Origin of the sequence: Mesorhizobium sp. M0626, assembly GCF_040320665.1 — a bacterium.
In the GTDB taxonomy this organism is placed as follows: domain Bacteria; phylum Pseudomonadota; class Alphaproteobacteria; order Rhizobiales; family Rhizobiaceae; genus Mesorhizobium.
Map to the genome: position 1 here is coordinate 30,435 of NZ_JAMYQD010000012.1, position 14,243 is coordinate 44,677.

A 14,243-nucleotide genomic window follows, 5' to 3' on the forward strand; every position below is an offset into this window, starting at 1 on the left:
CGCTACTCCCTTTTTACCTCAGCAGAGAAACTCCTGCCTGCTGCTGAACTCCATTTGCGTAAGGTCGATTCGAAGGTGGCGACGCCACCTCATCGAACCATGCATCCCGTTTTGCCAGATACGAAATTGCCATTGCATGCATGGCAGCCTTGAGCTGCGGCGGGCGCGACGCAAACGTGGCAGGTTCCGCAACCAGCTCGCCAGATCCCGATGCAAGCGTCATCTTGGCTCCGGACCCATCGGTGCTCCACCGCATCGATAGAGCCAATCCACCGCGTTGTAGATGTCGCCGCAAATCAGGGCCAAGCTCAGTCTCGGCACTTGTCAGAATCAATCTTTCAACAGGCAGCGCCGACAACGCCTGGCGGGATACGAAATCCTCATTGTCGACGATAAAACAGCCACGGTTGCCGGCGTTCAAAACTGCTTTGGCCAGGTTTTTGAGAAGCTCGCAATTCTCGACGTCCGTCGCCGTCACCGACACGGCGTGGCAAGCGCCCAGACCAAGACCGTTCTCCGAGATTCTTGCTGGAGAAGCGGCATAAACCAGCGCTTCCAATAAAGGATCCCTGGCCAGCATTTGCGGTGTTGCTCGCTGGCTGAATTCTTGTGGTGCGGTGTTGATGTAGGCGCCTTTCTTCGACAAAAGGCCGATGCTCCGCCCCTCTGCCATGAACCGGTGCTGGATTGCTTTTGCCACCATGCTGGTATGCCGGTCGCCAAGGACGAGCACCGTGGCAACTTCCGATGAAGCCGGATCGTCGTACATATTGGCCAGGATTATCTCGCTCACATCCCTTGCCGTGCCGGCCCGCGGCCAAAGATGAAACTCAATCCCTGGTCTAGCGTTCACCTCGATGACAGTGCACCCGACATCTTTGTGAGATTGCGCAATGTCGGGCATGATCAGATCCAACCCGGCAATACTGAGCCCAATGACCCTGGCGATACGTTCACATAGCTTATGATTGTCCGGATGGACGGAGTTTGTAACGTCAACCGGTACGCCTCCGCGTGCGAGGTGACCGTTTGGTCGCAGAACCACCTGCTGCCCGGCAATCGGGATAGTCTCCATCGTAAGATGGTGCAATGACAGGTGTCTAAGCAGGTCGTCGTCGATTTCGAGAGGCGACAGACGCCTGCCGTCCCTGTCGGGTTCCCGATTCAAATCATCGATCAAATGACGCAGCGTTTTTTCGCCGTCGCCGGTAACCTGCGGCGGGCAACATAGGACTGCTGCCACGACACGAAAATCAACAATCGTCGCTCGATACTCCGGGCCGGCGATGAACTCTTCTACCAGCACGCCATACCGGTCAGACTGAGCCACCTGGCACGCTATGTCGAACGCGGCTTCAATAGCGCGGCGTCCCCGCAGCTTGACTGAAACTCCGCGCCCCTGATTGCCTTGGGCGGGTTTCACCACCACAGATTTGCCCAGCTGCTTGGCGGCAGCGACCGCCTCGGATTTGCTGCGAACCGTAAGCTGGCGCGGTACGGGCAAGCCGGCCTGCGCCAAAAGCCTGTTGCCCAGCCTCTTGTCGAGGGCCACTTTGGCCGACGCAAACGATGTCGAACCGGATATCGTTGAGAAGAGCTGCTTTTGGTTCTTGCCTTGGCCGAGACGAAGGTGGTTGCGCGCAACAAACTCGAACGGGATGCGGTTCCTCTTGGCGGCCGCAACCAGCACTGCGGTCGAATTTGAAAGTCGCCGTTTCTTTGCTCTTTCCAGGTTCAATTCCCGTGCGAGGCAATACTTCGATGTGGCATTCCCATCTCGCGTTGCCTCGCTGACCGCATCAACGACAGCCGCCGCGGCCGCTCGCGACATTTGCGGGTCGTCCGACTCCCAGACGATCACTGAATTGATCTCGGACGGATCGCTCACCAACGTGGCCACAGTTGGAAACGTATAAAAATTCATCGCGCGGCGAAGCTCGAGGTCGGCGACCAGGATCGCATCAGCTAGATACGAGGGCACCAAAGCATCCTGCTCGCACTCCGGAAACAGTCCGGCAAGCACTGAGCAAGCCCCGGAAGATAAACCGGACACGCGGGCAGTAGCCAGTTGCCCTAAATTCAGCGTTAATTTAACGACTGTATTCGCGTTATACACATTGAGGCCGGATAGCGTCCTGAAACCGGCAATCTCAAATGGTTCCAACTCCTCAATTGGGCATACCATAACCATACATTTTGCCCCCCAATTAACCTTCCGTCTGCTTTACGAAAGGTTCCTGCCTCCACCGCTTGCGCGCAACCCTCAGTTATATTATGGTTAGCTAATGGTTAAGGCAACAAAAAAATAAAGAAAGGTTGGAACCAGAGGAAAATAAAACTTCAATAAAGTTTAAGATAAAAAGACTCGGACTGCGTAATTGAAGTAGCGTTGGGGTGAGTATCATGTCTGTTTGTAGAATTCAGCGCGGGCGCATGAAGAAAGCCAAGCGTTCGTTCGCGACTCGCCGGGTCGCGGCCTCGCATATGCGTACGTTGATCACAGGTTCCTTGCAGCCGGTCGCAGGCGATCTTGTCCTGGCTCGTGTGGACAAACTCGGCAATCACAGCAGATTGGAACTGATCAACGGGAGAAAGGCGATCATGTTTCCCGGCGATGAGATAATCATTTGCTATGGAAACAGATACGCACCGGACCAGTTCGAAGCTGTTATTGGCCCTGATCTCGGACCATGTGACCTAGTGGCGGGGGGAGGCATCGCAGCGTGTGAGCTTTCCAGACATGATCGCATGATCGCGCCAACGAAGATCACCCCTCTCGGACTGATCGGGGACAAGTTCGGTCGCCGATTGAATGTTTGGGATTACAAGGTCAGCTCCGACGACCTTCGCCCCTCTCTGCCGATTGTCCTGTCGCTGGGAACATCCATGAACGCGGGAAAGACATTGACGGCGACGTCGTTGGTAAGAGGTTTCAAAAGAGCAGGGCTTAAGGTTGCCGCGCTGAAGATTACCGGAACTGGGTCCGGTGGCGACACCTGGATTGTGCGCGATGCGGGCGCTGACATCGTTCTTGATTTCACCGACGCCGGGTTTGCAACCACTTATCTTGCCTCAGTGGAAATGATCGAAAAGGGCGCTTTCCGCCTGCTGAACCATGCAGCCGAAAATGGATGCGACGTTGCTGTCATCGAGATTGCCGACGGGCTGCAGCAGAAGGAAACGTCCGAGTTAATTCTGGCGGAATCATTTCGCAGCATGGCTCTTGGCACAATATTCGCGTCCTACGACGCGATGGGTGCAAAGTATGGAGTGGATACGTTGCGCGCTGCCGGCCACAAGGTGCTGGCCATCAGCGGCAGACTTGGCCGATCACCGCTTGGCGTGAGAGAGGCTGAGGAAGCTACCGGGCTGCATTGCTATTCCCCGTGGGATCTCCAGGATGGCGCGCTCGGTCCTGTGTTTAGGGCCCGCGCTGCGGAAAAACTGTCCAACGGACAGAGCAACAACCCGTACCTGCGGCGCATTGCGGCATCGTCGGAGGCAGCCATGCCGCTCGGCGTGGATCGAGCCCATTCTCACCAACTCCGGATTGATTTCTTGGCAAAGGTCGCGCGCGAGTTGATTGTAGCCGAACTGGGAGAAGTAAATGCCAATGGCAGCCTGGCGACGTGGCCCAGTCCATTCGGAAGCATCTTGGTCACTCTGCCTGAGCGGCCTTCCCAGGGTTCCCAGGGTTCTATCCCCACATTCATGTCGGTGCAGGCGCCCGCGGAAATAGTAGAGGCAGCAGTGCTGGCAAAAAGCCGCGGTGCCCTCAAGTCGTCGCTCGGCGGCATCGTGCAGGCCCTCGGCTGCGCTCCGCTCCCGGCTGCCCGGATGTCCTACCTGCTGAACGAAACCTGGTCAATGTTTGAGGCGGCCGACCATCACGACAGACCTCTGCAAAACGCACTTGAGGCGCCGCCGTTGGATGCTCATGATGACATTGATGCGGTGATCATGAATTTCTCTGGCCTCTTCAATGAGCATTCTGATCAGCACGCTCCCCTTGGACGCGCGTGAAAGACGGTGTCCCGATGAACACACGAGGCAGGCGTCGGGATAGCGGCCCCCTCAGCGAAATGTGGAGAAAGTCGATACCCGGCCTTGCGGCTCTGGTGGTATTCAGCGTGTTTATCAATGTTTTGCGCTTTGCCGGCCCGCTCTATCTCATACAGATATTCGACCGGGTCATCTCGAGCCGCAGCGTTGAAACCCTTGTCATCCTGACCCTGGCTGCCTTGCTCGCCCTGGTAGCCGGCGTCGCACTGGAAACCATTCGCCGTCGCATGCTTTCGCGTTGGAGCGTATGGATCGAGCACCAGTTGACCAGCCAGTCCGTGAAAGCCGGATTGACGTCAGGTGTCGCCAATCCGCCGCTGCTGGCCAGCATCGAGAAAGTCGCGGGCTTTATTGAGCGCGGGCTATCTCCCTGGTTGGACGTGGTTTGGGCGCCGATTTTCCTGTTGTGTGTGTACTTCATCCATCCGATTCTCTTCCTGATCGCAATAGCAGCCACACTTTTGCTGATTGGCTTGGGCCTGTTGAAAGAAAATTTCACGCGAGAGCCCCGCCAAGCGGAACGTGATGCCGTCAAGCAGGCAAAAGAGGTGTTGGTCTCGGCGGATAGGCATAGAGACGTTGTCAGCGCGTTCGCAATGGCGGATGCGATCGCTGGTCGCTGGGGCAGGAACCGAGTGGACGGCTTCTTGCAACGAGACCGGCTCAACGCCCGCGGATCGAGCCTCGATGCTGCGATCCGGGTGCTGAACCGTAGCCTTTACATTATTCTGCTGGCCTCCGGCATATGGCTGTTCCTGAACGATCAAGCGTCGCTCGGCGGCCTGTTTGCAGCCCGACTCATTGCCAATTTTGCCTACAGGATGGTGGGCAAGGCGGTTGGAGAGTTCAGAGGCTTCAGGGAAGCGCGGGAAGGATATGCAAAGATCAAGGCGGACCTGGCCAGGCCGTCGGACGGGGGCCCGTCCTTGCTGCCTGGAACTCCGCGCGGCACATTAATTCTTGATGAAGTAGCGTTCAGGCACGCGGGATCGCGAGAAGACGTATTCAGGAAACTGTCGCTGTCGCTGGCGCCAGGCGAGTTGCTATTGGTCATCGGGCGCGCAGCTACCGGCAAGACAACGCTTTCCCGTCTCCTGATAGGTTTGCTCAAGCCACGGACCGGACAGGTCCGCCTGGGAGACATGAACGTCACCCGGCTTCCGGATTATATTAGAGCCGAGGCCATTGGCTATTTGCCACAGCAGGTCGAACTGTTCGAGGGAACCGTCGCCCAGAATATTGCCCGGTTTCAACAAAGCTCTATAGACGATGTGGTTTCTGCGGCAAAAATAGCGGGAATCCACCAGGTTATTATTCGCCTGGACCAAGGCTATGACACCGTGCTTGACGACACGGTCGGACTGTCCGGCAGCGAACGGAAACGGATTGCACTTGCAAGGGCGCTGTTTCGCGCACCGAGACTTATCGTTCTGGACGAGCCCTTCGCCAATTTTGACAGCTCATCGAGAAGGGCGCTTGAAGCGGCTGTGAAAGTCATGAAGGAGTCTGGATGCTCGGTAATCATTACAATGTCGGGACAAACCAACCGTCTTGGCGGATTAATCGACCGGACGCTGATCCTGGGCGGCCGAACGCCTGAGCTCTCCGATCCCACGGAGCGCCCGGTTCGTCCTCAGAAAACTGAGTTGCGGAGCGTCAAGTGACAGTCCCGCTCGCCGTTGACGCCAAACAAGCTGGAGACGATCCTGCGCCCTTTGGTAAGAACTTCATTGTTCTCGGTTTCGCGATAATCGCAATTTTTTCGACCCTGACCGGCATGTGGCTTGTTGCGGCTCCAATCCAGGGCGCCATTGTGGCCAATGGGTTGGTGGAGGTAGCCTCAAACGTAAAGACAGTGCAGCATCTCGAAGGTGGGATTGTATCCGAGATATTGGTTCAGGAGGGCGATCGCGTATCGCCAAGTCAGGTCCTGGTACGACTGCAGAGCACTGCTTCTACGGCCGCTGCGAACGAGATCAAGGCGCAATGGTACGAGGCGAAAGCTACCGAGGCACGGTTGATCGCCGAGAGAGACGGCAAGGACTCAATCGAGATTCCGCCAGAGTTAAAGGAGCCCGGTAAAATGGCGGCCGAGGCTGTTTCCGGCCAGGAGAGTATCTTTCGAACACGTCAGACCCTGCTTCGTGAGAGACTTTCCTTGCTGCAGCAAACGACCGGAAGCCTGCATAAGGAGATAGAGGGCTATGAAGGGCAGGTGGCGGCGGCCACACGGAAACTGGAGTTGATCGAGGAGCAGCTGGGCGATGTTCGTGCCCTGTATCAAAAAAAGCTGGTGGTAAGGACGCGCCTGACAGATTTGGAGACTGAAAAGGCGGATGTGGGAGGCGACCTGAGCGGCTATATCGCGTCGATTGGCGTTGCCAGGCAAAAAATGGAGGAGACGAAGTTCAAGGTTGCTGAACTTAACGCATCCACGGCGGCCGACATTGTCGCTGAGCTTGGGGTGGTGCGTGCCAAGATATATGAATCCGCTCAACGAATAGCCGCCGCCGACGACGTCATGACAAGAACCGAGATCCGCGCTCCCATCGGAGGCACCATAGTGGGGCTCAAGATTCACACCATTGGCGGGGTAATAGCAGCAGGCGATCCTCTGATGGATATCGTGCCCGTCGACGACAACTTCGTCGTGATTGCCAACGTGGACCCGCTTGACGTCGACCAGGTGAAAGTGGGGCTGCACGCGACCATCTGGCTCAGCGCGGTGGGCAGGCGGTATCAGCAGCCCATGAACGGTGATGTCCGCACCCTTTCAGCAGACCGGCTGGTCGATCCGCGCACTGGCAAGGCATTTTATGCAGCTCGCATCGCTCTGACACCTCAGTCCCTGAAGGCGACGCCCGTGGCATTGCAAGCCGGAATGAACACACAAGTGATGATCGAGACTGGAGCGAGGTCAGCATGGGAATATCTTAGCGCTCCGGTCTACGCTGCCATGGGTCGGGCTCTGCGCGAACAATAGGATTGGCTATCGGGGCAGCCGACGTTGGTTTGGATTGTGAGCGCAGCGCAAGCTCAGCGCCTCCACATCTCAAAAGATAGCGTGCACCTGCTGGGGTGAGAGAAGAGCCCATAAGCGCTAACTTTACACCAAGACGACGCTTCTTGCAGCGGCGGATTGGCTTTTGCGCCGTCTTGGTGGGTCGCAGACGTGACGAATGATTTCAGTGACGCGGGTGAGGATTTTTCCCGGCCGCATCACCATCAGTATGGCGTTGAGGATTTCAGAACGCAGGATACTATGCAGCCTCCAAAGGGACAGCGATTGCGCCGTGCGTGGTTTGGTCTTCACAGGGGGGAGAGTCGAGAACGTCGGTGACGGCCTCGTCGATCATCAGCGCTAGGATCAGGTGGGCCGTCAGCCAGCTTCCAGCGAGCCGCTCATCTCGCGCGGGAAGCTTATGGATGCCCATTCCGCTCTTGAGCCGCTTGAAGGCGAGTTCGACCTGCCAGCGCAACCGATAGGTCTGCAGAACCTCGTCGGCCGTCAATTCATGGGCCGGGACCGAGGTCAGCAGCATGACGAAGCCCGCGGCAATGAGGGTCATCGGCTGCAGCGTGTTGGAGCAGCGGCGCTGATTGCCCGCCTTGCCGCCTTCTGGGCCTTTTACGTGGCCTTCTCATCCTTGCGCTTGACGATGAGCCTTGTCGGCAAGGGCGGCTTGCCTCGTCCCTTGCGACCCGAATGCTCCACGAGCACGTTCATCTCGCAAACCTCACCAGGCTGCATGGGCTCATAGATGGCGTTCCAGTCGACCCGTTGCCCGTCCTGTGGTCAGCCGAACACTGGTTTTCCAGCCCGTGCGCACGATGAAGTCGGCACCCGCCGACACCACCTTTTCAAGGGACGGAGCGCGGGCGTAGGCGCGATCGCCAACAACAATGTCGCCTTGGCGTAGCGGAACACGCAAGAAGCTTTCACCCCCGCGCACGTCGCTGATCTCCAGATGCGTGAAGCGTGCGAGCGCCGGTTCGTAGGTGGCATGCAGCCGCCAGTCCGTCCAGGCAATGGCGGATAATGGCAGTGGACTTATGGTTCTATCCGGCATTGCAGTGGGCGGCGGCTGGCCGCTTCGCGCCTCCAATGCGTCACTCATGCTGCGGCCACAATTTCCTGAAGCTGCTGAACCGCCAATGCTGGTCGTGATAAGAAGGTTCAGTTTGGCAGCGCGTCTCGCTGTTCTTTCGATATCGGCAGCAGACTCTTCGCTGCTCGGAATCATGAGTCAGGATTAGGTGTGAGGTCTTCCAAGGTCAAGTTTCGAAAGCCCCGTTTGCAGACGCCCGATTTTTCGGCAAAGGTTGTGCTTAAGCTCGGCCAGCGCTCAGCGTATCGATGCTCTAATCCTGAATGTGATTCACTGACCATTGGTCCGAATCCAGAGGACATGAAAGCGACTATTGTTGGCGAGGGTGCTCACATCTACGGCGCAAGACGGGGGCAAGCTCGTACCGTGAAGAAATGACTGATGCCGCAAGGGCGACCATCAGCAACGGCATCTGGCTATGCGTGATGTGCCACACGGTGATCGACAAAGAGGAGCGCAACTACTCTCCAGACTTGCTCTTCCACTGGCGCAACTCCCACGAGGCTAAAATCACGGCTGAACGCGGTAAACCAAAGGAACTGATAAGGCTGCGCGAGGAGGAGCGGCAAATGAATGACTTCGCCGACGTTTCACTATTTGCTCAGCAGATCATCAGGGACAAACCGCCGGGCTGGGAATATCAACTCACAGCTGAAGCGCTCGACAACGTGTTCACGCCGATTCTCCGTCGGTGGAAGGACCTCCACGCAGGCTCCTACACGAAAGACGTGGGGCAGCAGAAGCCGAACCAGTACTTGAGGTGGGTGGGAGCCCAGATTCCCGAACTGCCGAAGATAGCGGAATCGTTGGGGGACCTCATCAACAACCGCTTGAAGGAAGCGTGGGGCGCTGAGGGCGTGCCAGGAGACCCAAAGGAAATTGTACACGTCTGTCGAATGATCGCCGCTCGGGCTACGCGGCTGCTCCAATGGGATGAGGCAATGCATTTTGTGACGCCTGCGAAGGGTTTCGAGATTGTTCCGAAACATTTGTCAAAAGGCGTCGCGGTGGTGATGGAGAAAATCCCATATCTTCTTTTCTCCGCTCCATTTTCCATGAGGGTAAGGCGATCCCCGGCACCTATAAGAGGACCATCACCTTCGACCTTTCCGACGACTTTGACACAGGGCTGGAGGATGCGATGGAAGCGGGTCGATTGGCCTACGAGAAGCGCGGGCGTAGGTGGACGTAATCAAGTCAGTTGTTGGTTTGAGAGCACGAATTGATCCAACCCGCCGAGGTACTGAACCAGCTTTTAGCTGACCGTGAACATCTTCTTCAGGCGCAGCTTTTCAAATCCGGATAGCGGAAAGATCGATCCGACGGGTAAGAGTCGCGAGGTGTCTAGGCAGCGTACTTCTTCATTCGGTCGGACCAAATGTTGGCTGCAACGTTATTTGGCAACCCTTACCACTGAAGAGCGTTGCCGGTTCCGAAAATGGGATTTGGCTTTGTCAGAATGCGGCAAGCCAGTAGCTGGAAACGGAGAGCGCACGATCAGGCGTTTGTGGAGGTTTCGATCAGGCGGCTGGCGGCCGCTGCCAATCCGGCGTCGGAAGGCGGCGACACTCAGGTTTGGACCGCAGCGGCGGCCGATTTGGCAAAGTTCAAGAGTTTGGAGACTTCCCCAAGCAACCGATCGCGGTAAGCCTCGCGATCCAAGGCCATGATCGCGGCGGACTGGTAACAGCCGAGAGTTTGGCAGCCAGCCTGGCGATCGAGCGCGAGCTGCTGATCGCAGCCCCTCACGGTACGGGAAAGTCAACCGCAATGCTCCAGGTCGCGGAGGCGCTGGTTGCGACGCCGACGTTCGTTCCAATCATCGTTCCACTAAACGAGAGGTCGGTCGACATCTTCATGCCGGTCCGCATCGAATGCGTGCTTTCCCTTCGCGGTCCATAAGTCCCGAGCATGCTCGCCTTCATGGCTTTGGAGTTTGGCGGCGATCCAAAGCAGGGCGCCGTATATCGTGGCGCGATTATCAGCGGTCAGCTCGACAATGCCTGCTTTGACGACGAGACCGCCAAGTTCGATGAGCTGCCGGGTACGCTTGCGACGGTCAACCTGCCAGGTGCGCATATCATTCCGAGCCCGTGCCGCTTGCCGGCGATTGTGGGCTGCCCGGTTGCGCTGGAGCGCCGCGAGGGTTGCGCTGAGATCCCGTAGCAGTTCGCCGGGAGCCGCTCTCGAAAAACATCACACCACGCTTGGCCCATGCCTCACGCTTTGCGGCGTCTTTCGTCTCGGTGATTCCGACCAGTGCGCCAGCCAGTTCGTCAGTGCTGAGTTGATCGGCGCCTGTGGCGATCACCAGCTCGCCAAGTTGCTGAATCTTTCGCATTTTGAGCTCTCGCGCTTTTTCGTCGAGCGCCTTCAGTTCGGCGTCGAAGTCTCGTGGTTTGCGCATGGCTGTCTCCATTGATTGTCGATCTCTGGATGATAGGCGACAGCTTGCCGGAAGGCTTCAGCGTTGCCGAGACAGCCCGGGACGGGCTGGTCCATCCCGAGATTTTTTCGAGGGAGGGCGCGCTTATACGTCGTGCCGACGTGCGCTTTGACGTGCAAATGATCCTGTCGCGATGGCGATCTATCATCTTCACGTCAAGGTCATTGGCCGCAAGGCAGGCTCAAGCGCCGTGGCGTCGGCCGCATACCGCTCGGCTTCGCGATTGCGTGACGAGCGGATCGAACGCAGCCATGATTTTTCAGCCAAACGTGGTGTCGTCCATTCTGAGGTGATGTTGCCGGAGGGTGCACCCGAAGCCTGGAGCCACCGCGAGAGGCTGTGGAACGATGTCGAGGCGTGCGAGGTACGCAAGGATGCCCAGCTTGCCCGCGAGCTCGAGTTTGCGCTCCCGCGTGAACTCAGCCAGGCGCAAGGCATCGAACTGGCGCGCGACTTCGTTCATTCCGAGTTTGTCAGCAAGGGCATGGTCGCCGACCTCAATGTGCATTGGGACAGGGCAGAGGATGGCAGCCCCAAGCCGCATGCTCATGTCATGCTCACGATGCGGTCCGTGGACGAGAATGGTTTTGGGTCAAAGGTGCGCGACTGGAATGCTACCCAGCTGGTCGAGCGCTGGCGCGAGCGGTGGGCGGAGCAGGCCAATGAACGCCTGGCCGAACTCGACATCGACGCGCGCATCGATCATCGCAGTCTGGAAGCGCAGGGCATTGCCCTGGAGCCGCAAACCCAGATTGGTGCGCCAGCCCAGCGCATTGAGGGTAGTGGCCTTGCTGCTGGTGACATTGAAGCAGATCGCACCGAACTGCACCGCGAGATCGCGCGCAACAATGGCGCGCGCATCATTGCCAATCCATCCGTGGCGCTCGATGCCATCACCCATCAGCAATCGACCTTCACCCGAAAAGACATCGCGAAGTTTGCGCATCGGCACAGCGACGGAGTGGAGCAGTTCAACGCGGTCGTGGCAGCCATCAGCAACGCACCCGACCTGGTCGAACTCGGCAAGGACGGACGTGGCGAAGATCGCATCACCACAAGGCAGATGATCGAGACCGAACAGCGCCTTCACCGCGCGGCGGAGCGTATCGATTTGGACGAGCGACACCCGGTGAGTGACGCACATCGTGAGGCAGCGCTGGTGCGCGCTGCGCAACGCGGGCTTATCCTTTCCGGCGAGCAGACCGATGCGCTTGCGCATATCACCGATGGTCGCGGTCTTGGTGTCGTTGTCGGCTTTGCCGGAACGGGAAAGAGCGCCATGCTGGGTGTTGCGCGCCAAGCATGGGCAGCGGCGGGTTATGAGGTCCGAGGCGCGGCACTCTCCGGCATTGCCGCCGAGAATTTCGAAAGCGGATCAGGCATCTCGTCACGCACCATCGCCAGTATGGAACATGGCTGGGGGCAGGGCAGGGATCTGCTCACCACCCGCGATGTCCTGGTGATCGATGAGGCCGGCATGGTCGGCACGCGCCAGTTGGAGCGTGTGCTTTCCCATGCGGCTGACGTTGGCGCGAAAGTCGTCCTCGTCGGCGATCCGCAGCAGCTGCAGGCAATCGAAGCGGGCGCCGCATTCCGATCGATTCACGAGCGACACGGCGGCGTTGAAATCGGCCAGGTGCGCCGGCAGCGCGAAGACTGGCAGCGTGAGGCCACGCGCGATCTGGCAACCGGCAGGATCGGCGCCGCGATCAGCGCCTACGACGCGCAAGGCATGGTGCATCAGGCTGTAACGCGCGATGAGGCGCGCAGCGATCTTGTCGAGCGCTGGGACCGCGACAGGCGGGCAGACCCCGAAGCGAGCCGGATCATTCTCACCCACACAAACGACGAGGTGCGCGCGCTCAACCAGGCAGCGCGCGAGCGCATGCGCGCCGCCGGCGATCTCGGCGACGATGTTCAGGTGGACGCGGAACGCGGTCCAAGGGCCTTCGCTAGCGGCGATCGCGTAATGTTCCTGCGCAACGAGCGCGGGCTTGGCGTCAAGAACGGTACGATTGGCATTGTGGAGGAGCTCAGCACACAAAGCATGACGGTTCGCACCGACGATGGGAGGTCGGTGCGCTTCGACCTGAAAGACTATGCCCATATCGACCACGGCTATGCCGCGACCATTCACAAGGCGCAGGGCATGACCGTCGACCGGACCCATGTGCTCGCCACGCCGGGCATGGATGCGCATGGCAGCTACGTCGCACTGTCGCGGCATCGAGACAGAATGGACCTCCATTACGGCGGCGATGACTTCAGTACGCGGGAGCGGCTGGACCGAACGCTGTCACGGGACCGGGCCAAGGACATGGCGTCGGACTACGAGCATATCGACCCGGCGCAAAGCTATGCCGAGCGGCGCGGTATCTCGTTCCGCGAGCGCGTGGTCGAGATCGTGCGCCGGATCGTTCCTGAGAAGCTGCGCGACAGGATCGGCGGGCTGCTGGACGGATTGCGCTCGCCCGGAGACGGTGAGCCCAGCCAGGAAGATGGGCCGGGAAGGGAAAATGTTGGGGCGCGAATCGGAGATGCTGGCTCTGCGGCCGAAAGGAAGACTCCCGACACGGGAGTGTCGCGCGACACGGATATGCCGATGGACGCGGAAGCGGCGTTGCGCAGCGCTCGCACCAAGGCGCTTGTTCGTCACGCGCGCGCTGTCGACGCGATCCTCAGTACTGGAAATGGGGACGGACAGGGCAGTCCCGAGCAAATGCGCGAATTGAGGGATGCCCGTAGCGATTTCGAGAAGGTGCGGCCGCATGGCTGGCGCGATGCCGAAGCGGCATACGTCAAAAATCCCGAACTTGTTCGCGAGGCGGGGGTCGGCCGCGTCAATCGCATCGTGCTCGCCCTCCAGCTTGAAACGGAAATCCGCACAGGACTGGACGCGGATCCGATCCGCCGCGCCGACCGTTTCGTTGAACGCTGGCAGAGGCTCCACCGGACAAGCCAGGACCAATACCAGGCGGGCGATATGTCGGCCTACAAGTCAACGCGCTCGGCCATGTCCGACATGGCCAAGACCCTTGAACGCGATCCGCAGCTGGAATCCCTACTGGCGAACCGCAAACGCGAGCTTGGCATCAACCTGGATTCGGGTCGCCGCCTGGGCGCGGAACTCGCATTCAGCCATGGCATCGGCAAGGGTCGGGGCATTGGGATCTGACACCCTCCGATTTGCCGCCGGCAACACGCCATGGATAGCTGCTGCGGGAACTTCGCTTGCGTCGAGCATCGGTTCGCGCTGTCTGTCCCAGCACATACCAGCAACAACCCACTGAGGGGCAGGCGAGCTATGCCCGAGCCAGATCGTATCATACGCCTCAAAACCGTCCTTGCCAGGACCGGCCTGTCCCGTTCAACCATCTATCGTAAGATTGCCGAAGGCACGTTCCCCGCTCAGATCAAGATAAGCATCAACGGGGCGGGCTGGCGGGAATCCGATGTCAATCGATGGATCGCTGATCCCGTTGCTTGGCGAAAAGAGCGTCAGGTCTGATTGCGAGACAGACGGCTTCGACGCATTCGGGTGACTTTCGATAGCTCTTGCGAAAACGGCATAAGAGCTGTTCTGGTGGCACCTTCCGCTCGTGGTCGTGAGGGACGATGTTCAGAGC

Annotated in this window: 12 protein-coding genes; 7 read left to right on the forward strand and 5 right to left on the reverse strand. The window is 58.8% G+C overall.

Annotated elements, in window-relative coordinates; genetic code table 11:
• Positions 1–13 precede the first annotated feature (13 nt).
• Positions 14–2,023, reverse strand: coding sequence for an ATP-grasp domain-containing protein (locus tag NKI37_RS16495; protein WP_352791195.1), 2,010 nt, complete (start codon positions 2,021–2,023; stop codon positions 14–16).
• 410 nt (positions 2,024–2,433) lie between these two features.
• Here NKI37_RS16495 and NKI37_RS16500 point away from each other — a divergent pair, with 410 nt between their 5' ends.
• The 3 genes from NKI37_RS16500 to NKI37_RS16510 are packed head-to-tail and all read left to right on the forward strand — an operon-like array spanning position 2,434 to position 7,045.
• A complete protein-coding gene (locus NKI37_RS16500; RefSeq protein ID WP_023708270.1) occupies positions 2,434–4,023 on the forward strand; it encodes a hypothetical protein in 1,590 nt (529 codons plus the stop codon).
• A gap of 59 nt (positions 4,024–4,082) precedes the next feature.
• On the forward strand, positions 4,083–5,726 hold the full coding sequence (locus NKI37_RS16505) for an ATP-binding cassette domain-containing protein (RefSeq protein WP_280940132.1): 1,644 nt from the start codon (positions 4,083–4,085) through the stop codon (positions 5,724–5,726).
• Positions 5,723–7,045, forward strand: a complete 1,323-nt coding sequence (locus NKI37_RS16510; RefSeq protein WP_023807443.1) for an HlyD family type I secretion periplasmic adaptor subunit — start codon at positions 5,723–5,725, stop codon at positions 7,043–7,045. Before NKI37_RS16505 ends, NKI37_RS16510 begins: the two co-directional genes overlap by 4 nt.
• 277 nt (positions 7,046–7,322) lie before the next feature.
• Here NKI37_RS16510 and NKI37_RS16515 read toward each other — a convergent pair whose 3' ends face one another.
• Positions 7,323–7,631: a transposase gene (locus tag NKI37_RS16515; RefSeq protein WP_050592998.1), complete on the reverse strand. Its 309-nt coding sequence runs from the start codon at positions 7,629–7,631 to the stop codon at positions 7,323–7,325.
• A 186-nt stretch (positions 7,632–7,817) separates the two neighbouring features.
• On the reverse strand, positions 7,818–8,306 hold the full coding sequence (locus NKI37_RS16520; protein ID WP_352791193.1) for a hypothetical protein: 489 nt from the start codon (positions 8,304–8,306) through the stop codon (positions 7,818–7,820).
• Between the two features lie 239 nt (positions 8,307–8,545).
• Between NKI37_RS16520 and NKI37_RS16525 the strand changes: the two genes are divergently transcribed.
• Together NKI37_RS16525 and NKI37_RS16530 are read left to right on the forward strand one after the other, a co-directional pair.
• On the forward strand, positions 8,546–9,397 hold the full coding sequence (locus NKI37_RS16525) for a hypothetical protein (RefSeq protein WP_023807439.1): 852 nt from the start codon (positions 8,546–8,548) through the stop codon (positions 9,395–9,397).
• 349 nt (positions 9,398–9,746) lie between these two features.
• Complete coding sequence (locus NKI37_RS16530; protein ID WP_031208137.1) at positions 9,747–10,073, forward strand: hypothetical protein; 327 nt, start codon at positions 9,747–9,749, stop codon at positions 10,071–10,073.
• Here the strand turns inward: NKI37_RS16530 and NKI37_RS16535 are convergent.
• Both NKI37_RS16535 and NKI37_RS16540 read right to left on the reverse strand, forming a co-directional pair.
• Positions 10,002–10,250, reverse strand: a complete 249-nt coding sequence (locus tag NKI37_RS16535; RefSeq protein WP_081725389.1) for a conjugal transfer protein TraD — start codon at positions 10,248–10,250, stop codon at positions 10,002–10,004. The two genes, NKI37_RS16530 and NKI37_RS16535, sit on opposite strands and share 72 nt — an antisense overlap.
• Position 10,251: 1 nt before the next feature.
• Positions 10,252–10,578 (reverse strand): conjugal transfer protein TraD, encoded by a 327-nt coding sequence (locus NKI37_RS16540; protein WP_081725429.1) that lies wholly within the window; start codon positions 10,576–10,578, stop codon positions 10,252–10,254.
• A 172-nt stretch (positions 10,579–10,750) separates the two neighbouring features.
• Between NKI37_RS16540 and traA the strand changes: the two genes are divergently transcribed.
• Both traA and NKI37_RS16550 read left to right on the forward strand, forming a co-directional pair.
• Positions 10,751–13,792 (forward strand): Ti-type conjugative transfer relaxase TraA, encoded by a 3,042-nt coding sequence (gene traA / locus NKI37_RS16545; RefSeq protein ID WP_352794509.1) that lies wholly within the window; start codon positions 10,751–10,753, stop codon positions 13,790–13,792.
• Positions 13,793–13,921: 129 nt separating this feature from the next.
• Positions 13,922–14,125, forward strand: coding sequence for a helix-turn-helix transcriptional regulator (locus NKI37_RS16550; RefSeq protein WP_023807433.1), 204 nt, complete (start codon positions 13,922–13,924; stop codon positions 14,123–14,125).
• Positions 14,126–14,243 lie beyond the last annotated feature (118 nt).

Bases quoted from the DNA above. Each gene is read 5' to 3' on its own strand.
- NKI37_RS16500 (WP_023708270.1), top strand. From the start codon at position 2,434: ATGAAGAAAGCCAAGCGTTCGTTCGCGACTCGCCGGGTCGCGGCCTCG.
- NKI37_RS16505 (WP_280940132.1), top strand. From the start codon at position 4,083: ATGTGGAGAAAGTCGATACCCGGCCTTGCGGCTCTGGTGGTATTCAGC.
- NKI37_RS16535 (WP_081725389.1), bottom strand. From the start codon at position 10,250: ATGCGCACCTGGCAGGTTGACCGTCGCAAGCGTACCCGGCAGCTCATC.
- NKI37_RS16520 (WP_352791193.1), bottom strand. From the start codon at position 8,306: ATGATTCCGAGCAGCGAAGAGTCTGCTGCCGATATCGAAAGAACAGCG.
- NKI37_RS16540 (WP_081725429.1), bottom strand. From the start codon at position 10,578: ATGCGCAAACCACGAGACTTCGACGCCGAACTGAAGGCGCTCGACGAA.
- NKI37_RS16515 (WP_050592998.1), bottom strand. From the start codon at position 7,631: ATGACCCTCATTGCCGCGGGCTTCGTCATGCTGCTGACCTCGGTCCCG.
- traA (WP_352794509.1), top strand. From the start codon at position 10,751: ATGGCGATCTATCATCTTCACGTCAAGGTCATTGGCCGCAAGGCAGGC.
- NKI37_RS16550 (WP_023807433.1), top strand. From the start codon at position 13,922: ATGCCCGAGCCAGATCGTATCATACGCCTCAAAACCGTCCTTGCCAGG.
- NKI37_RS16525 (WP_023807439.1), top strand. From the start codon at position 8,546: ATGACTGATGCCGCAAGGGCGACCATCAGCAACGGCATCTGGCTATGC.